The following is a 20,806-nucleotide window of genomic DNA, read 5'->3' on the forward strand; positions in this document are numbered from 1 at the left end:
CCTTGCCAAGGTTGAGGTCGCGAGTTCGAGCCTCGTCGTCCGCTCGGAGGATTCTCTCCTGGCAGCAGCCTCCAGGGTGGGGTGGCCGAGAGGCGAGGCAACGGACTGCAAATCCGTGTACACGGGTTCAAATCCCGTACCCACCTCGAGCACCGACAGCCCACCACAACTCAACACCAGCATCACCCTCGGGACGATTGGCGCAGCGGTAGCGCGCTTCCTTGACACGGAAGAGGTCACTGGTTCAAACCCAGTATCGTCCACAGCCGAACGGCCCCCGACCCGCGGAAACGCGACGTCGGGGGCCGTTTGCGTCGAGCGGCGCCGGCCTCGCCGGCGGGACGAAGGTCCTCGATCGCGTAGGCCGCCCGAGCTAGGCGGTGCGGGCCCATCGGCCAGCTTTCCGCCATCCCGCCCTGGAGCGGCGCCGTCCCGACCTAGCGTCCCGACCATGAAGCCTCTCGTCGCCTCCGTGGCCGCGACCCTCGCGCTCAGCGGGCTCGCGCTCCTCTCCCCATCGCCTGCTCACGCGGCCCTGTCGACCGTCTCGTGCACCAAGACGAGCACGGGCACGTGCATCCGCGGCGGTCAGTTCTGCCCCTCGAAGTCGAAGGGCAAGTACGGTTACAGCTCGACCGGCCGCCGATACAAGTGCACGAAGGGCCACTGGCGCTGAGGCAGCGGCCCGCAACCCGTTGGGGCGCGGCCCGCCGCGGTCGATAGCATCGGCGGGTGAGCAAGGCATGGGAGCTGTACGCCGACAACCCGGACGTCATCGCGGCCAGGGTCAACGGGCAGCTGAAGGATCTGTCGTACGACGTCGCCGACGGCGACGAGGTGGAGCCGGTCGCGATCGACAGCGCGGACGGCCGCGACATCCTGCGCCACTCCACCGCCCACGTCATGGCGCAGGCCGTGCAGCAGCTCTTCCCGGAGGCCAAGCTCGGCATCGGGCCGCCGGTCACCGACGGCTTCTACTACGACTTCGACGTCCCGACGCCGTTCGTGCCCGAGGACCTGGCCCGCATCGAGAGCCTGATGAGGAAGATCATCAAGGCCAACCAGAAGTTCTCCCGCCGCGTCACCACCGACGACGACGCCCGCATCGAGCTGAAGGACGAGCCCTACAAGCTCGAGCTGATCGGCCTCAAGGGGAGCGGGGCCGGCGAGGACGGCGACGACACCCCGACCGAGGAGCAGGTCGAGGGCGCCAGCGCCGAGATCGGCGGGGGAGAGCTCACCATCTACGACAACCTCGACCGCAACGGCGAGGTGGCGTGGAAGGACCTCTGCCGCGGCCCGCACCTGCCGACCACCCGGCGGATCCCCGCCTTCAAGCTGATGCGGTCCGCCGCGGCGTACTGGCGTGGGGATGAGAAGAACAAGCAGCTCCAGCGGATCTACGGCACCGCGTGGGAGTCCAGCGAGGCCCTCGACGAGCACCTCCACCGCCTCGAGGAGGCCGAGCGGCGCGACCACCGCAAGCTCGGGCGCGAGCTGGACCTCTTCAGCTTCCCCGACGAGATCGGCTCGGGCCTGCCCGTCTTCCACCCCAAGGGCGGGATCATCAAGCGCGAGATGGAGGACTACGTCCGCCGTCGCCACATCGAGGAGGGCTTCTCGTACGTCGGCACCCCGCACATCACCAAGGACGGCGTCTTCCACACCAGCGGCCACCTGCCCTACTACGCCGACACGATGTTCCCGCCGATGGAGTTCGAGGGGGCGAACTACCAGCTGAAGGCGATGAACTGCCCGATGCACAACCTGATCTTCGCCAGCCGCGGGCGCTCCTACCGCGAGCTGCCGCTGCGCCTCTTCGAGTTCGGCCACGTCTACCGCTACGAGAAGTCGGGCGTCATCCACGGCCTCACCCGGGTGCGCGGCTTCGCCCAGGACGACTCCCACTCCTACGTCACCCAGGAGCAGGCGCCGGCCGAGGTCAAGCACCTGCTGAGCTTCATGCTCAGCGTGCTCAAGGACTTCGGTCTCGACGACTTCTACCTCGAGCTGTCGACCCGCGACGACAAGAGGAAGGACAAGTTCGTCGGCTCCGACGAGGACTGGGCGGTCGCCACCCAGGTGCTGAGCGACGTCGCCGCCGAGACCGGCCTGGAGCTCGTCCCCGACCCGGGCGGCGCCGCGTTCTACGGCCCCAAGATCTCGGTCCAGGCCAAGGATGCCATCGGCCGCACCTGGCAGATGGGCACCGTGCAGTACGACTTCAACCAGCCCGCTCGCTTCGGGCTGGAGTACACCGGCCCCGACGGCACCAAGCACCAGCCGGTGATGATCCACAGCGCCAAGTTCGGCTCGATCGAGCGGTTCATGGGCGTCCTCGTCGAGCACTACGCCGGGGCCTTCCCTCCCTGGCTGGCGCCGGTGCAGGTCCAGGCGATCCCGGTCGCCGACACCTTCGCCGACTACCTCTACGACATCGCGAAGCGGCTGAAGGCTCAGGGCGTGCGGGTCGAGGTTGACGAGTCCGACGACCGATTCCAGAAGAAGATCCGCAACGCGCAGCTCCAGAAGGTACCGTTCATGCTCATCGCCGGCGGTGAGGATGTGGAGCGCGGGGCGGTGAGCTTCAGGTATCGCGACGGCCGCCAGGAGAACGGCGTCCCCGTCGACCAGGCGATCGAGCGGATCGTGGCCGCGATCGCCGCGCACGAGCAGGTCTGACCGGTCCGGCCGACGGTCTCGACCGGCCCGAAAAATTGATGTGACGCCATGTCGCGCTAACTCTTGTTAAGCGGCCGGTATCGCATTAACGTACCGAGGGTACGGACCTCGTACGAGTTACCAGCGTCACAGTTCAGCGTCGAAAGGTGAGCGACATGACCGCAGTGCAGCCCGAGAAGAAGACGGCACACGCCGCGCAGGGCCACCAGGACTACTACGAGACGCTCCGAACGCTCTCGCAGGCGTCGGTCGACCAGCACTTCCAGGCGTTCAAGGACATCGCCTGGGACGACCCCGCGATGGCCATCATCGACAACGACGAGCGCCTCATCCTCAACGACGCCGACGAGATCGGCCGTCACCCCTGGTACAAGACGCTCCCGAAGCAGCGCCAGATCGAGATCGGCGGCTACCGCTACGCGCAGATCGCGAAGGTGGGCTCGCAGTTCGAGATGGTGCTGATCGCCGGCATCATGAACCACAACGTGTGGGCCAAGAACGGCAACCCCGAGTTCCGCTACTCGATGCACGAGGTCACCGAGGAGACCCACCACATCCAGATGTTCCAGGAGGCGGTCAACCGCTTCAAGGAGGGCTCGGGAGTCGACGTCGCCGGGGCTCCGACCTACTTCAAGGTGATCTTCCCGCTCATCGCCGCGGCCGGATCGCTCCTCCCGGAGATCTTCTTCACCGGCATCCTCGCCGGCGAGGAGCCCATCGACCACCTCCAGAAGTCGATCATGCGCGCCGGCGGCAGCCACCCGCTGATCGACCGTGTGATGCAGATCCACATCGCGGAGGAGGCCCGCCACATCGGCTTCGCCCACCAGTGGATGCTCCACCACGTCCCCGAGCTGTCCTTCGCCCGGCGCCAGCTCTTCTCGGCGGCCTTCCCCGTCATCATGCGGGTGCTGTGCGACGTCATCATGGTGCCGAGCAAGCAGGCGCAGCGCGACATGGGCATCCCCGACGAGGTCGCCCGCGAGATCTGGTGGGACTCCGACGACTCCGACAAGATCCTGCGCGACCTCTTCACCGACGTCCGGGCGCTCGCCGACGAGCTCGGCATCCGCACGCCGGTCTACCGTCCGCTGTGGAAGCTCTTCGGCATCGACGGCAAGGTCGCGCGCTTCCGGGGCGAGCCGGCCTCGGCGACGCACTGACACCAGCACGATTGACCCCCTGTGCCACACGTCGTCATCCAGTCCTGCTGTTCGGACGGTTCCTGCACGATCGCCTGCCCGGTCAACTGCATCCACCCCGCGCCGGGCGAGCCCGGGTTCGCCGAGGCGGAGATGCTCTACGTCGACGCGGCGTCGTGCGTCGACTGCGGAGCGTGTACGACGGCATGCCCGGCGGACGCGATCGTGCCCCACACGACGCTGACCGTGGAGCAGCAGCCGTTCCTCACCCTCAACGCGGAGTACTTCGAGGTCTTCCCGCACGCTGACCGCACGCCGCTGGCGATCGTGCCCCCGCAGCGCCGGCTCGAGGTGGACGGCCCGTTCCGCGTCGCCATCGTGGGGGCCGGCCCCGCCGGGCTCTACGCCGCCGACGAGCTGCTGAAGCACCCGGAGATCACGGTCGACGTCTACGACCGCCTGCCGACGCCGTACGGGCTCGTGCGCTTCGGCGTCGCGCCCGACCACCAGCACACCAAGCAGGTGCAGAAGCTCTTCAAGAAGATCGAGCGCCAGCCGGGCTTCCGGTACTTCCTCAACGTCGAGGTCGGCGCCGACCTCAGTCACGAGGATCTCGCCACGCACTACCACGCGGTGATCTACACCGTCGGCGCCGCCTCCGACCGGGCGCTCGCGGTGCCCGGCGACGACCTCCCCGGATCGGTCTCGGCGACCGACTTCGTGGCCTGGTACAACGGCCACCCCGACCGCCAGGACCTCGCCGTCCCGCTCGACGACGTGCGGGCGGGCCGAGCGGTCGTGGTCGGCAACGGCAACGTCGCCCTCGACGTCGCCCGGATCCTGACCGAGGACGTCGACGTCCTCGCGCCCACCGACATCTCCGCGCTGCCCCTGGAGCAGCTGCGCCGCAGCTCGGTGCGCGAGGTCGTCATCCTCGGCCGGCGCGGCACGGCCGAGGCCGCCTTCACCGTCCCCGAGCTCGTCGGCCTCCACGGCAACCCGACGATCAACGTGGTCGTCGACACCGGCGGCGTCGAGATCGTCGGCGACGACACCAAGTCCCGGCTCCTGCGGGACTTCCAGAGTCGCCCGGTCGACCCCGCCAAGCGCACCATCGTGCTCACGTTCCTCGCCTCGCCGATCGAGATCACCGGCACCGACCGCGTCACCGGGGTCGTGGTCAGCCGCAACACCCTCACGCTCGACGACGCCGGCCGCACGGTGGCCGTGCCGACGGGGGAGACCGAGACGATCGAGGCCGGGCTCGTGCTGCGGGCCGTCGGCTACAAGGGGCTTCCCGTCGCCGGCCTGCCCTACGACGAGCGGACCGGGACCGTGCCCAACGACGCCGGACGGGTCAGCCCCGGCGTCTACGTGTCGGGCTGGGTCAAGCGCGGGCCGAACGGCTTCATCGGGACCAACAAGACCGACTCCGAGGAGACGGTCTCCACGATCCTCGACGACTTCGACGCCGGGGCCGTCCCGGCCGCGGCGGGCAACGCGCAGACCGTCGCCGCGCTCGTACGACGCCGCCAGCCGCACTACGTCGATCTGGCCGGCTGGCAGGCCATCGAGCGAGAAGAACGGCGGCGTGGCGCCGCTGAGGGCCGAGTTCGTGTCAAGATCGTCGACGTGGATGAGGCATTGCGGGTAGCGGCCGCCGACAAGCGCGGCCCGATCGTGTCGGCGACGCGGCTGGTCCGCACGCCCGGCCGGCTGGTCCGCAGTGCCGTGGCAGCGGGCGTCGGGGTCGGCGCCAGCGTAGGCGTCGGACGGAGCTGATCGACTATGGCGGGCGATTCTCGGGGAGCCCGTGACGGGCGGCAGACCCGCTGGGACGGGCACAAGGAGGAGCGCCGCCGTCAGATCATCGCGGCGGCGATCGAGACCGCGCAGGAGAGCGAGCCGGGCGTGGAGATCCACGTCCAGGAGATCGCCGAGCGCGCCGGGCTGTCCCGCACGGTTGTCTACCGCCACTTCTCCGACCGCGCCGACCTCGACCGTGCCGTCCAGGCCGAGATCCTCGACCAGGTGTGGGACCTCCTCCTGCCCCAGGTGGTGCTGGAGGGCACCGTCCCCGAGATCATTCGCCGGATCATCGAGGCCTACGTCACCTGGGCCGTCGAGCACCCGGCGCTCCACCGCCTGGCCGACCACGACAGCAGCCACGAGAACGGACCGCTCGAGGTCGGGCTCGAGCGGCTGGCCGAGCAGATCACCGATCTGCTCGTGCTCGCGCTCCCGGCGGAGCCCCTCGACGGCGGTCGCGCCGTGCTCGACGCGATGGTCTACGGCATCGTCGGCGCCGCCTTCTCGACGGTGCGCCGGTGGATCTCCAAGCCGGACCGCACGCTGAGCGCCGCCATGGTGACCGAGCTGGTCAGCGATTCGGTGTGGTTCGTGGTGCAGGGCCACGCGTTGAGGTTCGGCGTCGCGCTCAGCCGCGAGATGCGAGCGGAGGAGTTCACCGGCGCCGTGGCCGACGCCGGTAGCCTGCCCACGTGAGCGAGTCGAGCGGCGATGCCCCCCGTCGGACGCTGCGTCAGGACGGCATCGGCGAGCCCGACCAGCTGGAGCGGCTCTGGACGCCGTACCGGATGGCCTACATCCGTGGCGAGAGCCGTCCCGCGGACCACACCGAGGAGCAGTGCCCGTTCTGCCGCATCCCGACACTGCCCGACGACGAGGGCCTGATCGTGCACCGGGGGACGACGGCGTACGTCGTGCTCAACCTCTTCCCGTACTCGCCGGGCCACCTCATGGTCTGCCCTTACCGCCACATCCCGGGCTACGTCGACACCACCGAGGACGAGTCGAACGAGATCGCGGCGCTCACGAAGACCGCGGTGCGGGCGATCGGCGCCGTCTCCGCCGCGCCCGGCTTCAACATCGGCATGAACCAGGGCGTCGCCGGGGGAGCCGGGATCGCCGCCCACCTCCACCAGCACGTCGTCCCGCGCTGGGTGGGCGACCAGAACTTCATGCCGATCATCGGGCGGACCAAGACCCTCCCGGAGCTGCTCGGCGACACTCGCGCCCTGCTGGCCGAGGCCTGGGACGAGCACGCATGAGCTCTCCGGGCTCCACGAGTCCCGTGCCGGCCGCGGACATCGAGCTCGCCGGCCAGCTGGTGCGCTCGGCGGGCCGGCTCGCCGCGGACATGCGGGCCGCGGGCGTCTCGACGGACACCAAGACCTCGATCACCGACGTCGTCACGGACGCCGACCGGGCCGCGGAGGCGCTCATCGTCGACCGGCTCGCGGCCGAGCGTCCCGAGGACGGCGTGCTCGGCGAGGAGGGCGCCGCCCGGGACGGCGCCAGCGGGCGCCGGTGGGTGGTCGACCCGGTCGACGGCACCTACAACTTCGTCAGCGGGCTGTCGTGGTGGTGCTCGGCCCTCGCGCTCGTCGACGGCTCGTCGGAGCCGGACCTCGTGCTCGGCGCGGTCTACCACCCGGCCGAGGACGCGCTCTACGTCGGCGGCCCGGGCTTCGGCTCGACCCGCAACGGGGTGCCGCTCGAGCCGATCGCCGACCGGCCGCTCGCCACCTCGTGCGTCACCACCTACCTCCATCCGCCGTGGTACGGCGGCGAGGTCGGCGACGCGCACCAGCGGGTCGTCAGCCGCGCGGCGACCCAGCGGGTGCTCGGCGCCGGGTCGCTCGACCTCGCGGCCGTCGCCCAGGGCCAGCTCCACGTCTTCTGCCAGCACACCGTCCCGCTGTGGGACCGGCTCCCGGGCCAGGCGCTGGTGCTGGGCGTCGGGGGAGCGGCGCGACAGGTGGAGTCCGCGGGCAGGACCTGGACCCTGATCGGCGCGCCCACCGCGGTCGCCGAGGCCGTCGCCGCGCTTGGCGAGACTTAACAGGCAACTGGGGAACTTCTCGGCCGGCATGCCCCCCGAGAAGTTCCCCAGTCCCCGGTTAACCGGGGACTCCTCCCAGCGCATGCCCTAGCCTGAGCGCACCATGTTGGACAGGTTCAAGGCGTTCTGGCAGGGCGTCGTCCTCGCCCCGATCATCAACCTCCTCATCGCGCTCAAGGTGAGCCCGGACGCGGTGACGCTCGTCGGCACCCTCGGCGTCGCCGGGGGAGCCCTCGGCTTCTACCCGCGTGGCGAGCTCTTCTGGGGCACGATGGTGATCACCGCCTTCGTGTTCAGCGACCTGATCGACGGCGCCATGGCCCGCAAGCTCGGGCGCAGCTCCCTCTTCGGGTCGTTCTGGGACTCCACGCTGGACCGGATCGGCGACGGCGCGATCTTCGGGGCGCTGGTGCTCTACTTCGCCGGCCCGGGCGACAGCGGCCTCTACCTCGGGCTCTCGCTGTGGTGCGTCGTGATGGGGTCGGTGACGTCGTACGCGCGGGCGAAGGCGGAGAGCCTCGGCCTGGACGCCCACGTCGGCATCGCCGAGCGCGCCGACCGGCTGGTCGCGATCCTCGTCATGACCGGCTTCACCGGCCTGTTCTCGGACTGGGGCTGGTCGTGGGGCCACTGGCTGATGGAGATCACCCTCTGGGCGCTCGCGATCGCGAGCACCGTCACCGTCGTCCAGCGGGTGTGGGTGGTCTACAAGCAGGCGGCGGGCCTGCCTCTGCGCTAGCCGCGCCCGGGGCCTACGATTCGGGGTATGGCTGAGAGCACCACGGACACCGTCGTCGGCACCTCGCGCGTCAAGCGCGGCATGGCAGAGATGCTGAAGGGCGGCGTCATCATGGACGTCGTCACGCCGGAGCAGGCGAAGATCGCCGAGGACGCCGGCGCCGTGGCCGTCATGGCGCTCGAGCGCGTCCCGGCGGACATCCGCGCCCAGGGCGGCGTCTCGCGCATGAGCGACCCGGACATGATCGACGGCATCGTCGCGGCGGTCAGCATCCCGGTGATGGCCAAGGCCCGGATCGGCCACTTCGCGGAGGCCCAGGTGCTCCAGAGCCTCGGCGTCGACTACATCGACGAGTCCGAGGTGCTCACGCCGGCCGACTACGAGAACCACATCGACAAGTGGACCTTCACGGTGCCCTTCGTCTGCGGCGCGACCAACCTCGGCGAGGCACTGCGCCGGATCACCGAGGGCGCGGCCATGATCCGCTCCAAGGGCGAGGCCGGCACCGGCGACGTCTCCAACGCCGTCACCCACATGCGCACCATCCGCAAGCAGATCCGCCACCTCTCCTCGCTGCCCGAGGACGAGCTGTTCGTCGCCGCCAAGGAGCTCCAGGCCCCCTACGAGCTGGTCCGCGAGGTCGCCGAGGCCGGCAGGCTCCCGGTCGTGCTCTTCACCGCGGGCGGCATCGCGACGCCCGCCGACGCGGCGATGATGATGCAGCTCGGCGCGGAGGGCGTCTTCGTCGGCTCGGGCATCTTCAAGTCCGGCAACCCCGCGCAGCGCGCGGAGGCCATCGTCAAGGCAACCACGTTCTACGACGACCCCGACGTGGTCGCCAAGGTCTCCCGGGGCCTCGGCGAGGCGATGGTGGGCATCAACGTCGACGAGCCCGCGCGGTCGATCCAGTTCGCCGAGCGCGGTTGGTGACCCAGCGGACCCAGCGCCGGATCGGCGTCCTCGCGCTCCAGGGCGACGTGCGGGAGCATCTGGCGACGCTCTCGGCCCTGGGGACCGAGGCCGTTCCCGTACGCCGGCCGGCCGAGCTCGGCACCATCGACGGCCTCGTGCTCCCCGGCGGCGAGTCGACCACGATCGCCAAGCTCGCGCGGACCTTCGAGCTGCTGGACCCGCTCCGCGACGCGATCCGCGGCGGCCTGCCGGCGTTCGGCACCTGCGCGGGGATGATCCTGCTCGCCGACCGGATCCTCGACGGCGTGTCCGGACAGGAGACGATCGGGGGCCTGGACCTCACCGTCCGCCGCAACGCCTTCGGCCGCCAGATCGACTCCTTCGAGGCCGACCTCTCCGTGAGCGGCGTGGAGGGACCCGTGCACGCCGTCTTCATCCGCGCGCCGTGGGTCGAGGAGGTCGGTCCGGGCGTGGAGGTCCTGGCGCGCGCGGGGGAGCACCCCGTCGCCGTACGCCAGGGACGGTTGATGGCCACGTCGTTCCACCCCGAGGTCGGCCCCGAGGCCGGACGCGGACGACTGCACCGGCTTTTCCTCGACCTGATCGCGGCTCAGTAGGATCTGGAGCCATGTCCGGACACTCCAAGTGGGCGACCACGAAGCACAAGAAGGCCGCGATCGACGCCAAGCGCAGCAAGCTCTGGGCGAAGCTGATCAAGAACATCGAGATCGCGGCCAAGCTGGGTGGTCCCGACCCGGCCGGCAACCCGACGCTCTTCGACGCGATCTACAAGGCGAAGAAGCAGTCGGTCCCCAACGACAACATCGAGCGCGCGCGCAAGCGCGGCGGCGGCCTCGACGGCGGCGGCGTCGACTACACGACGATCATGTACGAGGTCTACGGGCCGAGCGGCGTCGCGCTGCTCGTCGAGTGCCTCACCGACAACAAGAACCGCGCCGCGATGGAGGTCCGCACCGCCGTGACCCGCAACGGCGGCACGATGGCCGACCCCGGCTCGGTCTCCCGCCTGTTCCATCGCAAGGGCATCGTCGTGCTGACCAAGTCCCAGGAGGGCAAGGACGTCGACGAGGACACGGTTCTCGAGGCGACGCTCGACGCCGGCGCCGAGGAGGTCAACGACCTCGACGAGGCGTGGCAGGTCATCTCCGAGCCGACCGACGTCGTCGCCGTCCGCTCCGCGGTCCAGGAGGCCGGGCTCGACTACGACTCGGCCGACGTCGAGTTCGTCGCCACGATGGACATCCCGGTCGCCGACGCCGACACCGCCGCCAAGGTGATGCGCCTGGTGGACGCGATCGACGACCTCGACGACGTGCAGAACGTCTTCTCCAACGCCGACATCCCCGACGAGGTCCTCGAGGCCGTCGACGCCTGATCCGGCGCGGTCAGCCGACGCTGACGGCAACCCGGTCGGCGTAGAACGCGACGTGCCCGGCGATCTCCGCGACCGCCGGATACGGCGTCTCGTAGAACCACACCGTGTCGGGCAGCTCACCGTCGTCGGTGACGACGGCGTAGTAGCCGGCGTCCCCCTTGTAGGGGCAGTACGTCGTCGTGCCGGTGCGTCGCAGACGGGCGGCGTCGACGTCGGCCAGTGGGACGTACTGCACCGCCGGGTAGGTCGACTCCTGGAGCGTGAGCGCCTCGGTGGTGTCGGCGAGCACGGTGTCGCCGACCGTGACGACCACGCGCGACCCCGTGGGGTGCACGGTGATCGGGTGGTCGGGTCCGGGCTCGAGGTGCGGCTTCGTCATACCGCCATCGTCCCGCGCCCCTGGTTGCGCGCGCGTACGACGGTCAGGCGCGCGCCGCGGTGGAGCGGATCAGCTCGACGACGGCGTCGGGGGCGTCGTACATCGGCATGTGACCGGCGCCCTCGATGCGGCTCGTGATCGCGGCGGGCGCCGCCGCCAGCCAGCCCGGTGCGCCGAGGCTCTCGGGCAGCAGCCGCTCGGCGGTGCCCCAGGCGATGCTCACCGGCACCGACTCGGGCACGGGGGCGAGCACCGGCTCCGGGAAGGCGGCCAGCATCTCCGGCAGCGTGTCGACGGCCAGGACGCCGTCCCAGCCGAGCACGGCGTCGGCCGGCGGGACCCGCTCGCCGTGCTCGAGGTAGGGCAGCATCAGCCGCTGGCGGCGCTCGGGGTCGGCCAGGATCTCGGCGGCCTGCGGGCGCATCTCCGCGATCTTTGCCTGCGCGGGCAGGAAGACGGGGCCGACGTCCAACGGAAAGCTCCAGCCGCCGGCAGGGGAGAGGGCGGTGACGCTCCGGGCCTTCCCGCGTGCGGCGAGGTCGAGCGCGATCCAGCCGCCGAGCGAGTTCCCGACCAGGTGCGGACGCTCGACGCCGAGCTCGGCCAGCCGGTCGGCGATCAGGTCGCCCATCGCGGCGATGCCGTGGGAGGAGCCGTCCGGCCAGGGCCAGCCGAGGTGGCCGGGCAGGGTCGGCGCGATGACGTCGAAGTCCTGCTCGAGCGCCTCGATCACCGGCTTGTAGGCGTGCCAGGTCGACGTGACCCCGTGCAGCAGCACGAGTGGCTCGCCGTGGCCGCCGCGGTGGAGTGGTGCGGCGTCGTCCCAGGTGCGCGTCATGACGCCACTGTCCCACGTCGCGACGCGGGCGGTTCCGCGTGTCATGCGCCTGACGTCGTACGGGTGGGGCTAGGGTCGTCCTAGAACACACGTTCGACACACCTCGTTGGGAGGACGGATGCGCGTGCTGGGAATCGATCCCGGCCTGACCCGCTGCGGCGCGGGAGTGGTCGAGGGATCCGTCGGGCGACCGTTGACGCTCGTCGACGTCAGCGTGATCCGTACGACGTCCACCCTCCCGGTCTGGGAGCGGCTCGCCCAGCTGGAGGCGGGCATCGAGGCCCGCCTCGACGAGTACCGCCCCGACGCCGTGGCGATCGAGCGCGTCTTCGCCCGCTCCGACGTCTCCACGATCATGGGCACCGCCCAGGCCAGTGGCGTCGCCATGGTCTGCGCCGCCCGGCGCGGCGTCCCCGTCGCGCTGCACACCCCGAGCGAGGTCAAGGCCGCGGTCTCCGGCAACGGCCGGGCCGACAAGGCCCAGGTGGGGACGATGGTCACCCGCATCCTCCGGCTCGACGCGATGCCGAGGCCCGCCGACGCCGCCGACGCGCTCGCCCTGGCCATCACCCACATCTGGCGCGGCGGCGCCACCGCCCGCCTCGAGGCGGCGCTGGCTCGTACGGCCGACGGGGCGCGCCGATGATCGCCCACGTCCGCGGCCGGGTCGCCGCCGTCACGCTCTCCAGCGCCGTCATCGAGGTCGGCGGCGTCGGGCTCGAGCTGCTCTGCACCCCTTCCACGCTCGCCGGCCTGCGCACCGGCGCCGAGGCGACCCTCCCGAGCGCGCTCATCGTGCGCGAGGACTCACTGACGCTCTTCGGGTTCGCCAGCGAGGAGGAGAAGTCGATCTTCGAGATCGTCCAGACCGTCCAGGGCGTGGGCCCCAAGCTCGCCCAGGCGATCGTCGCGGTGCTCGAGCCCGACGCCCTGCGTACGGCGGTCGCGACCGAGGACGCGAAGACCCTGACCCGCGTGCCCGGCGTCGGCCTCAAGGGCGCCCAGCGGATCATCCTCGAGCTCAAGGACCGGCTCGGCCCGCCCGTCGGCGGCGGGGCGGCCTCGCCGGTCACGACGGCGGTCGCGGCCTGGCGCGACCAGGTGACCGAGGCGCTCACCGGCCTGGGCTACGCCGCGAAGGACGCCGACCGTGCCGTCCAGGCGGTGCCCGACCCCGCGGGCGCGCCCAACGTCAGCGCCCTGCTCAAGGCCGCGCTCCAGATCCTCTCCAAGGCCTAGGCGGAGGAGCCATGCCGTTCCACGAAGACGACCTGGAGGCCGCCGAGGGGGAGTACCTCCAGCGGCTCGTGGCCGCCGAGGCCGAGGGCGACGAGCGCGCGGTCGAGGCCGCCCTGCGTCCCCGCACCCTGGACGAGGTGGTCGGCCAGGCCCGCGTGCGCGAGCAGCTCGGGCTGGTGCTCGAGGCCGCCCGCCGGCGCGAGCGCGCTCCCGACCACGTCCTGCTCAGCGGGCCGCCCGGACTCGGCAAGACCACCCTGGCGATGATCATCGCGGCCGAGATGGGCTCGCCCCTGCGGCTCACCAGCGGCCCGGCCATCACCCATGCCGGCGACCTCGCGAGCATCCTCTCCGGGCTCAACGAGGGGGACGTCCTCTTCGTCGACGAGATCCACCGCATGTCCCGGCCCGCCGAGGAGATGCTCTACATGGCGATGGAGGACTTCCGGGTCGACGTCGTCATCGGCAAGGGCCCCGGCGCCACCTCGATCCCGCTGGAGATCCCGCCGTTCACCCTCGTTGGCGCCACGACCCGCGCCGGCCTCCTCCCCGGCCCGCTGCGCGACCGGTTCGGCTTCACCGGCCACCTCGAGTTCTACGAGGCGAGCGAGCTGGAGCTGATCGTGCGCCGCAGCGCCGGGCTGCTCGACGTCCGGCTCACCGACGAGGGCGCCGCCCAGATCGCGGGCCGCTCGCGCGGCACCCCCCGGATCGCCAACCGACTGCTGCGCCGGGTGCGCGACTACGCCCAGGTCCGCGCCGACGGGGTGGTCACGCTGGAGGTGGCCCGGTCCGCGCTGGAGCTCTACGAGGTGGACCCGTTGGGCCTGGACCGTCTCGACCGAGCCGTCCTCGACGTACTCTGCCGGCGGTTCGGGGGCGGCCCGGTCGGCCTCTCGACCCTCGCCGTCGCCGTGGGCGAGGAGCGCGAGACGGTCGAGGAGGTCGCCGAGCCCTTCCTCGTGCGCACCGGCTTCCTCGCACGCACCCCCCGCGGGCGCATCGCCACCCCGGCGGGATGGGCTCACCTGGGCCTGGCCGATGACGGGATCTCGCCGCAGGGCTGGCTACACTGACCCGTCGGCCCATCCGGGTGGCCGGTTCGTGATGCCCAGCGTGAAAGTTCCCTCATGTCTCAGATCGGCTCGTTCCTGCCGTTCATCCTGATCATCGTGGTCTTCTGGCTGCTCGTGCTCCGGCCGCAGCAGCGCCGTCAGGCCGAGGCGCGCCGCCTCCAGGAGGCCGCCGGCGCGGGCACCGAGGTGATGCTGACGTCGGGCGTCTTCGGCACGATCACCGAGCGGACCGACGACCACGTCCTGCTCCAGATCGCCGACGGCGTGGTGATCAAGGTGGTCCCCGCCGCGATCGGCCGGATCGTCCCGGCCGAGGAGCCCGAGGACGAGGCCGGCGAGGCCGCGAACCCGAGCACCGAGGAGAGCTGACCGCGATGGCACGCAAGACGGCCGCGTCGGGACGCACTCTCGTCGCCTTCTTCCTCGCCCTGGCGATCGCCTACGCGCTGGTCCCGCTGGGACACCACAAGACCAGCCCCTGGAAGCCGGAGCTCGGCCTGGACCTCCAGGGCGGCACCCGGATCACGCTGGTCGCCAACGGCAGCCCCTCCTCGGAGAACCTCGAGGAGGCCCGCAGCATCATCGACGACCGCGTCAACGGCTCCGGCGTCTCCGAGGCCGAGGTGACCACGCAGGGCAACCGCTTCATCATCGTCGAGATCCCCGGCAAGAACCGCCAGGACCTCGTCGACACGGTCACCCGCCAGGCCCAGCTGCGCTTCCGGCTCGTCGCCTGTGACTCCAGCACCTCCACGACCTGCGGCACGGCCTCGGCCACCACGGGCAGCACCGACACCTCGGGCATCACCGGCGGCACGACGTCGCCCCGTGCCGCGCTCGGCTTCGGGACCAAGGCGGGCGCCAAGACCGCCTCGTCCACGCCCAGCCCGGCCGCGACCGACTCCGCCGCGGCGACGACGTCGACCGACGCCTCGGCCACGACGAGCGACACGGCCACCGACACGACCAGCCCCTCGGCCTCCGCGTCGGCCGGGTCCGACGAGAGCTCGACGTTCGACGACGCGGTCGCCTTCATGAACTTGCCGACCGACGAGTGGGCGACGCAGTACGCCAACTACACCTGCCCGACGACGTCCGGCGAGATCAAGGACGACCCCGACCAGCCGCTGATCACCTGCGACCCCGACGGCCAGGTGAAGTACCTCCTCACCCCGGCGATCATCGAGGGCACCGACCTCACCGACGCCAGCTACGGCATCCCGCAGAACGAGGCGACGTACGCCGTCACGCTGGAGTTCAACGGCCACGGCCGCGGCATCTTCGCCGACGCCACCGGCACCATCGCCAACACCGGCCAGCAGTTCGCCATCGTCCTCGACGGCCAGGTCATCTCCGCCCCCACGGCCTCGTCGCGGATCAGCAGCGGCGCGCAGATCACCGGCAGCTTCACCCTCGAGGAGGCCAAGAGCCTCGCGACCAGCCTCAAGTACGGCTCGCTCCCGATCTCCTTCAAGAAGGACGTCAGCACCGAGGTCGTCGGCCCGACGCTCGCCGGCAACCAGCTCCAGGCGGGCTTCATCGCCGGCGCGATCGGCCTCTTCCTCGTCGCGCTCTGGTGCCTCATCTACTACCGCGGGCTCGGACTCGTCGTGCTGTCCTCGCTGATCGTGGCGGCCGCGTGGACGTACGTCCTCGTGCTCCTGCTGAGCAAGACCGCCGGCTTCACGCTGACCCTGCCCGGCATCGCCGGGCTCATCATCGCGGTGGGCATCACCGCCGACTCGTTCATCATCTTCTTCGAGCGCATCCGCGACGAGATGCGCGACGGCAAGTCGATGCGAGTGGCCGTCGAGACCGGCTGGGTGCGCGCCCGCCAGACCCGGATGGCGGCCAACGTCGTCCAGCTCCTCAGCGCCGCGGTGCTCTACATCTTCGCGACCGGCGTGGTGAAGGGCTTCGGCTTCGCCCTCGGCCTCTCGACGCTCCTCGACCTGGCCGTGCTCTTTTGGTTCACCAAGCCGATGGTGTCGTGGCTGGCCCGGTTCAAGTTCTTCAACGGCGGCGGCGCCATGTCGGGCCTCAGCGTCCACGCGCTCGGCGTCGACCCGCGCGAGGTCCGGCGGGCCCGCGCCGCCGCTAGCAAGGTCGGAGGCAACGCCTGATGTTCGACTTCTCCAAGTTCGGCCACGACCTCTACACCGGCGAGAAGTCCTTCGACTTCGTCGGCCGTCGCGCGCTCTGGTACGCCATCTCCGGCGGCATCGTCCTCGCCGCGCTCCTCGTGGTGATCCTGCGCGGCTTCACCTTCGGCGTCGAGTTCACCGGCGGCACCGAGATCAACGTCAGCGGTCTCTCCTCCTCGCAGGCGACCCAGTCCACGGTCGACGAGCTGCGCACCGCGATCGCCGAGTCCGGCATCCCTGGTACCGAGGAGCCGACCGTCGCTACCGCCGGCGACGACGGCGTCACGATCCAGGTCGACGAGCTCTCCCAGGCCAACGACGCGAAGGTGATCGACCTGCTCCAGTCGGAGCTGAAGATCTCCGACGACGCCGCCACGGACCAGATCTCGGCGACCGAGATCGGGGCCAGCTGGGGCAAGGAGGTCGCGAAGCGCGCCATCATCGGCGTCATCGTCTTCGTCGTCCTGGCCATGCTCTTCATCGGCGCCTACTTCCGCGAGTGGAAGATGTCGATCGCGGCGCTGGTGGCGCTCTTCCACGACGTCATCATCACGATGGGCGTCTACTCCCTGTCGGGCTTCCGGGTGACGCCGGCCGCCGTCACCGGCCTCCTCGCGATCCTCGGCTTCTCGCTCTACGACACGGTCGTGGTCTTCGACAAGATCCGCGAGAACACCAAGGACCTGCGCGGCAGCCGCCTCGGCTATTCCGGCCAGGCCAACCTCGCGGTCAACCAGACCCTCGTGCGGTCGATCAACACCTCGATCGTGGCGCTCATCCCGATCGGGTCGATCCTCTTCACCAGCGCCATCCTGCTCGGCTCGAGCTCGCTCAAGGATCTCGCCCTCTCGCAGTTCGTCGGCATGGCCGCCGGCGTCTTCTCCAGCGTCTGGGTCGCCCCGCGGATCCTGGTCCACCTCAAGTCCACCGAGGACGAGGTGAAGCTGGCCGAGCGGCGGGCCAAGGCGCGGGCCAAGGCCGACGCGGACAAGTACGCCGCCGTGCCCTCCTTCGCCGAGGGCATGCCGGTCGCCGAGCGCCCCGACGAGCTCCGCGACCTGGAGTTCGACCTGGAGTCCGGTGAGGCGGTGGAGCGCGCGTCCGGCTCGACCGGCTCGTCGGGCGCGCCCCGAGCCTCGCGGGGCCCGGTCCGCGACAGCGGCGCCTCGGGACGCCCGCAGCCGAGCCGCAAGCCCCGCTCGCAGCGCGGCAAGAAGTAGCCCCTGTGGCCAGCGTCTGCATCGAGGAGCACATCCTCGACGTCGTCGACTACCCCAAGCCCGGCATCGTCTTCAAGGACATCTCGCCCCTGCTGGCCGACCACGCGGCCTTCACCGCCACGGTGGACGCCCTCGCCGCGGTCGGCCGCGCCGCCGACGGCGCCGTGGTCGTCGACAAGGTCCTCGGCATGGAGGCGCGCGGCTTCATCCTCGCCGCTCCCGTGGCGCTGGCGCTCGGCGTGGGCTTTGTGCCGGTCCGCAAGGCCGGCAAGCTGCCGCGGGACGTGCACGCGACGACGTACGCGCTGGAGTACGGCGAGGCCACCCTCGAGCTCCACACCGACGCCGTCGCGCCGGGGGAGCGGGTGCTGCTCGTCGACGACGTGCTCGCCACCGGCGGCACCCTCGACGCCTCGCGCCGGCTCGTCGAGCAGTGCGGCGGCACCGTCGCCGGGGTCGCCGTCCTGATGGAGCTCGGCTTCCTGCCTGGCCGCACCACCCTCGGCGACCTCCCGGTCACCTCCCTGCTGACGGTCTGAGTCCTACACTGACGCAATGACCGAGGAACGCACCGTCGCGCCGGCCCGATCCAGCGCCGTCCCGGTCAGCCCGGAGCCCGCGGCTCCGACCACCGGTGCCACCTCGGGACGCAGCATGCGCGCCCGCCTGGCCCGGATGGGCACCAAGGGGAACCCCGCGCTCCCGGTCCTCGAGCCCCTCTTCCGCGCGGTCCGTGCCAACCACCCCAAGGCCGATCTGGCGCTGCTCGAGCGGGCCTACGTCACCGCCGAGCGGCTCCACCGCGGCCAGATGCGCAAGAGCGGCGACCCCTACATCACCCACCCCCTCGCGGTGACGACCATCCTCGCCGAGCTGGGCATGACCGAGCCGACGCTCGTGGCGGCCCTCCTCCACGACACGGTCGAGGACACGCCGTACACGCTCGAGCAGCTGACCAAGGACTTCGGGTCCGAGGTCGCCCAGATGGTCGACGGCGTCACCAAGCTCGACAAGGTCGTGTACGGCGACTCCGCGCAGTCGGAGACGATCCGCAAGATGGTCGTCGCGATGTCGCGCGACATCCGCGTGCTCGTCATCAAGCTCGCCGACCGGCTGCACAACATGCGCACGCTGCGTTACGTGCCGCTGAAGTCCCAGGAGCGGTCGGCCAACGAGACGCTGGACATCTACGCGCCGCTGGCTCACCGGCTCGGCATGAACACGATCAAGTGGGAGCTCGAGGACCTCTCGTTCGCAACCCTCCACCCGAAGATCTACGACGAGATCGTGCGCCTCGTCGCCGAGCGTGCGCCCTCGCGGGATCAGTTCCTCGCGCAGGTGATCAGCCAGGTCGAGAACGACCTCAAGGAGTCGAAGATCAAGGCCACCGTGACCGGGCGGCCGAAGCACTATTACTCGATCTACCAGAAGATGATCGTGGGCGGTAAGGACTTCGCCGACATCTACGACCTGGTCGGCATCCGCATCCTCGTCGACTCCGACCGCGACTGCTACTCGGTCCTCGGCGTGCTGCACTCGCGCTGGAACCCCGTCCTCGGGCGGTTCAAGGACTACGTCGCGATGCCGAAGTTCAACCTCTACCAGTCGCTCCACACGACCGTGATCGGCCCGGCCGGCAAGCCCGTTGAGATGCAGATCCGCACCTTCGCCATGCACCGTCGCGCCGAGTACGGCGTCGCCGCGCACTGGAAGTACAAGGAGGACAAGAAGGCGAGCGTCGACGCCGAGGACTCCGGCAGGCCACTCAACCCCGACAACGGCCAGGACATGAGCTGGGTCAAGACCCTCGTCGACTGGCAGTCCGAGGTCGAGGACCCGGGCGAGTTCCTCGAGTCGCTGCGGTTCGAGATGAACCGCACCGAGGTCTACGTCTTCACCCCCAAGGGCGACGTCATCGCGCTGCCCGCCGACGCCACCCCCGTCGACTTCGCGTACGCCGTCCACACCGAGGTCGGGCACCACACGATCGGCGCCCGGGTCAACGGTCGTCTCGTGCCGCTGGACTCCACGCTCACCAACGGCGACACCGTCGAGGTGTTCACCTCCAAGTCGCCGACCGCCGGCCCGTCCCAGGACTGGCTCGGCTTTGTGAAGTCCAACCGCGCACGCTCGAAGATCCGCGCCTGGTTCACCCGCGAGCGCCGCGACGAGGCGATCGAGAAGGGCCAGGAGCAGATCGCCAAGCTGATGCGCAAGGAGGGGCTGCCGTTGAAGCGCCTCCTATCGCACGAGTCGCTCACCCTCGCGGCACGGCACTTCAACATCGCCGACGTCGAGGCGCTCTACGCCGCCGTCGGCGAGGGCAACCTCTCCCCGCAGGCCGTCGTGCGCCGGGTCGTCGAGGAGCACGGGGGGAGCGACGCGGCCGAGGAGGACCTGGCCGAGGCCGTCACCCTCACCCGCCGCGCGTCCCGGCAGCCCGCCACCTCGACCGACGCGGGCGTCGAGGTCTCCGGCCAGCCCGACGTCTGGACCAAGCTCGCCAAGTGCTGCACCCCCGTGCCCGGCGACCCGATCATCGGGTTCGTCACCAAGGTCGGCGGCGTCTCGGTCCACCGCGACAACTGCACCAACGCCGACTCCCTCAAGACCCACCCCGAGCGGATGATCGCCGTGGAGTGGTCGCAGAACGCCAACGCCGTCTTCCTGGTCAACATCCAGGTCGAGGCCCTCGACCGCGCCCGGCTGCTCTCCGACATCACGATGGCGCTCTCCGACAGCCACGTGAACATTCTCTCGGCCAACCTCTCCACCAGCCGCGACCGCGTCGCCAAGAGCCGCTTCACCTTCGAGATGGCCGACGCCAAGCACCTCGACACCGTCCTGAAGTCCGTCCGCTCCGTCCCCGGCGTCTTCGACGCCTACCGCGTCACCAACTAGCCGGGTCTGGGGGGGTGGAGTCCCCGGTTAACCGGTGACTAGGGAACTTCTCGGGGGGCGTGCCGGCCGAGAAGTTCCCTAGTCGGCCGGGCGCTCGGCGGTTATCCACAGCGAAGATCGGCTCGCGCCGCGTCGGTGTGCCGTGCCGGGAGAGTATGAGGCATGTCGCCTGATGACCCTCGGCTCGCCCCTATCTGGCTCCGCAAGGAGCTGATTGCCGGGGGCGAGAACAACAAGTCCCTTGCGAGAGCCCTCAGAGCCGGCACGTTCCGG

General features: G+C 70.6%; 21 protein-coding genes and 2 tRNA genes. 21 read left to right on the forward strand and 2 right to left on the reverse strand.

Going from position 1 to position 20,806, the window contains the following annotated elements; all coding sequences use genetic code 11:
* The first annotated feature begins 75 nt into the window (after positions 1-75).
* The 13 genes from QM572_RS03985 to QM572_RS04045 all read left to right on the forward strand — a co-directional run bounded on the left by QM572_RS03985 (position 76) and on the right by QM572_RS04045 (position 10,736).
* Positions 76-146 (forward strand) — tRNA-Cys (locus QM572_RS03985).
* A 45-nt stretch (positions 147-191) separates the two neighbouring features.
* A tRNA-Val gene (locus QM572_RS03990) sits at positions 192-263 on the forward strand.
* A gap of 188 nt (positions 264-451) precedes the next feature.
* Positions 452-676 (forward strand): hypothetical protein, encoded by a 225-nt coding sequence (locus tag QM572_RS03995; protein WP_415090266.1) that lies wholly within the window; start codon positions 452-454, stop codon positions 674-676.
* Positions 677-732: 56 nt separating this feature from the next.
* Positions 733-2,682 (forward strand): threonine--tRNA ligase, encoded by a 1,950-nt coding sequence (gene thrS, locus QM572_RS04000; RefSeq protein ID WP_415090269.1) that lies wholly within the window; start codon positions 733-735, stop codon positions 2,680-2,682.
* Positions 2,683-2,837: 155 nt separating this feature from the next.
* On the forward strand, positions 2,838-3,845 hold the full coding sequence (locus QM572_RS04005) for an AurF N-oxygenase family protein (protein WP_415090271.1): 1,008 nt from the start codon (positions 2,838-2,840) through the stop codon (positions 3,843-3,845).
* Between the two features lie 21 nt (positions 3,846-3,866).
* The gene (locus QM572_RS04010; protein ID WP_415090273.1) at positions 3,867-5,606 is read left to right on the forward strand and encodes an FAD-dependent oxidoreductase; all 1,740 of its coding nucleotides are present in this window, start codon (positions 3,867-3,869) and stop codon (positions 5,604-5,606) included.
* A 6-nt stretch (positions 5,607-5,612) separates the two neighbouring features.
* Complete coding sequence (locus QM572_RS04015) at positions 5,613-6,329, forward strand: TetR/AcrR family transcriptional regulator (RefSeq protein WP_415090275.1); 717 nt, start codon at positions 5,613-5,615, stop codon at positions 6,327-6,329.
* Positions 6,326-6,895, forward strand: a complete 570-nt coding sequence (locus QM572_RS04020) for an HIT family protein (RefSeq protein ID WP_415090277.1) — start codon at positions 6,326-6,328, stop codon at positions 6,893-6,895. The genes QM572_RS04015 and QM572_RS04020 overlap by 4 nt, the downstream gene beginning before the upstream one ends.
* A complete protein-coding gene (locus tag QM572_RS04025; protein WP_415090279.1) occupies positions 6,892-7,689 on the forward strand; it encodes an inositol monophosphatase family protein in 798 nt (265 codons plus the stop codon). Before QM572_RS04020 ends, QM572_RS04025 begins: the two co-directional genes overlap by 4 nt.
* 103 nt (positions 7,690-7,792) lie before the next feature.
* Entirely contained in the window at positions 7,793-8,428 is a 636-nt protein-coding gene (gene pgsA / locus QM572_RS04030; protein ID WP_415090281.1) for a phosphatidylinositol phosphate synthase, read from the forward strand.
* 27 nt (positions 8,429-8,455) lie between these two features.
* A complete protein-coding gene (gene pdxS / locus QM572_RS04035) occupies positions 8,456-9,358 on the forward strand; it encodes a pyridoxal 5'-phosphate synthase lyase subunit PdxS (protein WP_415090283.1) in 903 nt (300 codons plus the stop codon).
* Positions 9,355-9,957, forward strand: coding sequence for a pyridoxal 5'-phosphate synthase glutaminase subunit PdxT (pdxT, locus tag QM572_RS04040; protein WP_415090285.1), 603 nt, complete (start codon positions 9,355-9,357; stop codon positions 9,955-9,957). Before pdxS ends, pdxT begins: the two co-directional genes overlap by 4 nt.
* An 11-nt stretch (positions 9,958-9,968) precedes the next feature.
* Positions 9,969-10,736, forward strand: coding sequence for a YebC/PmpR family DNA-binding transcriptional regulator (locus QM572_RS04045; RefSeq protein WP_415090287.1), 768 nt, complete (start codon positions 9,969-9,971; stop codon positions 10,734-10,736).
* Positions 10,737-10,746: 10 nt separating this feature from the next.
* Here the strand turns inward: QM572_RS04045 and QM572_RS04050 are convergent, their stop codons facing one another.
* Together QM572_RS04050 and QM572_RS04055 are read right to left on the reverse strand one after the other, a co-directional pair.
* Positions 10,747-11,115: a DUF427 domain-containing protein gene (locus tag QM572_RS04050; protein ID WP_415090289.1), complete on the reverse strand. Its 369-nt coding sequence runs from the start codon at positions 11,113-11,115 to the stop codon at positions 10,747-10,749.
* Positions 11,116-11,158: 43 nt separating this feature from the next.
* Positions 11,159-11,953, reverse strand: a complete 795-nt coding sequence (locus QM572_RS04055; protein WP_415090291.1) for an alpha/beta fold hydrolase — start codon at positions 11,951-11,953, stop codon at positions 11,159-11,161.
* A gap of 118 nt (positions 11,954-12,071) precedes the next feature.
* On the opposite strand from QM572_RS04055, the gene ruvC reads away from it, so the two are divergent.
* From ruvC to QM572_RS04095, 8 genes are read left to right on the forward strand one after another with little or no spacing between them, the layout of a single operon-like run.
* A complete protein-coding gene (ruvC, locus tag QM572_RS04060; RefSeq protein ID WP_415090293.1) occupies positions 12,072-12,599 on the forward strand; it encodes a crossover junction endodeoxyribonuclease RuvC in 528 nt (175 codons plus the stop codon).
* Positions 12,596-13,192: a Holliday junction branch migration protein RuvA gene (gene ruvA, locus QM572_RS04065; RefSeq protein WP_415090295.1), complete on the forward strand. Its 597-nt coding sequence runs from the start codon at positions 12,596-12,598 to the stop codon at positions 13,190-13,192. Before ruvC ends, ruvA begins: the two co-directional genes overlap by 4 nt.
* A gap of 11 nt (positions 13,193-13,203) precedes the next feature.
* On the forward strand, positions 13,204-14,268 hold the full coding sequence (gene ruvB / locus QM572_RS04070) for a Holliday junction branch migration DNA helicase RuvB (RefSeq protein WP_415090297.1): 1,065 nt from the start codon (positions 13,204-13,206) through the stop codon (positions 14,266-14,268).
* A gap of 54 nt (positions 14,269-14,322) precedes the next feature.
* Positions 14,323-14,637 (forward strand): preprotein translocase subunit YajC, encoded by a 315-nt coding sequence (gene yajC / locus QM572_RS04075; RefSeq protein ID WP_415090299.1) that lies wholly within the window; start codon positions 14,323-14,325, stop codon positions 14,635-14,637.
* 5 nt (positions 14,638-14,642) lie between these two features.
* The gene (secD, locus tag QM572_RS04080; protein WP_415090301.1) at positions 14,643-16,391 is read left to right on the forward strand and encodes a protein translocase subunit SecD; all 1,749 of its coding nucleotides are present in this window, start codon (positions 14,643-14,645) and stop codon (positions 16,389-16,391) included.
* Complete coding sequence (secF, locus tag QM572_RS04085; protein ID WP_415090304.1) at positions 16,391-17,632, forward strand: protein translocase subunit SecF; 1,242 nt, start codon at positions 16,391-16,393, stop codon at positions 17,630-17,632. Before secD ends, secF begins: the two co-directional genes overlap by 1 nt.
* A gap of 5 nt (positions 17,633-17,637) precedes the next feature.
* Positions 17,638-18,171, forward strand: a complete 534-nt coding sequence (locus QM572_RS04090; RefSeq protein WP_415090306.1) for an adenine phosphoribosyltransferase — start codon at positions 17,638-17,640, stop codon at positions 18,169-18,171.
* A 16-nt stretch (positions 18,172-18,187) separates the two neighbouring features.
* A complete protein-coding gene (locus QM572_RS04095; protein WP_415090308.1) occupies positions 18,188-20,533 on the forward strand; it encodes a RelA/SpoT family protein in 2,346 nt (781 codons plus the stop codon).
* Positions 20,534-20,806: the final 273 nt, after the last annotated feature.

This window comes from Nocardioides sp. (genome assembly GCF_047607365.1).
Lineage (GTDB): Bacteria > Actinomycetota > Actinomycetes > Propionibacteriales > Nocardioidaceae > Nocardioides.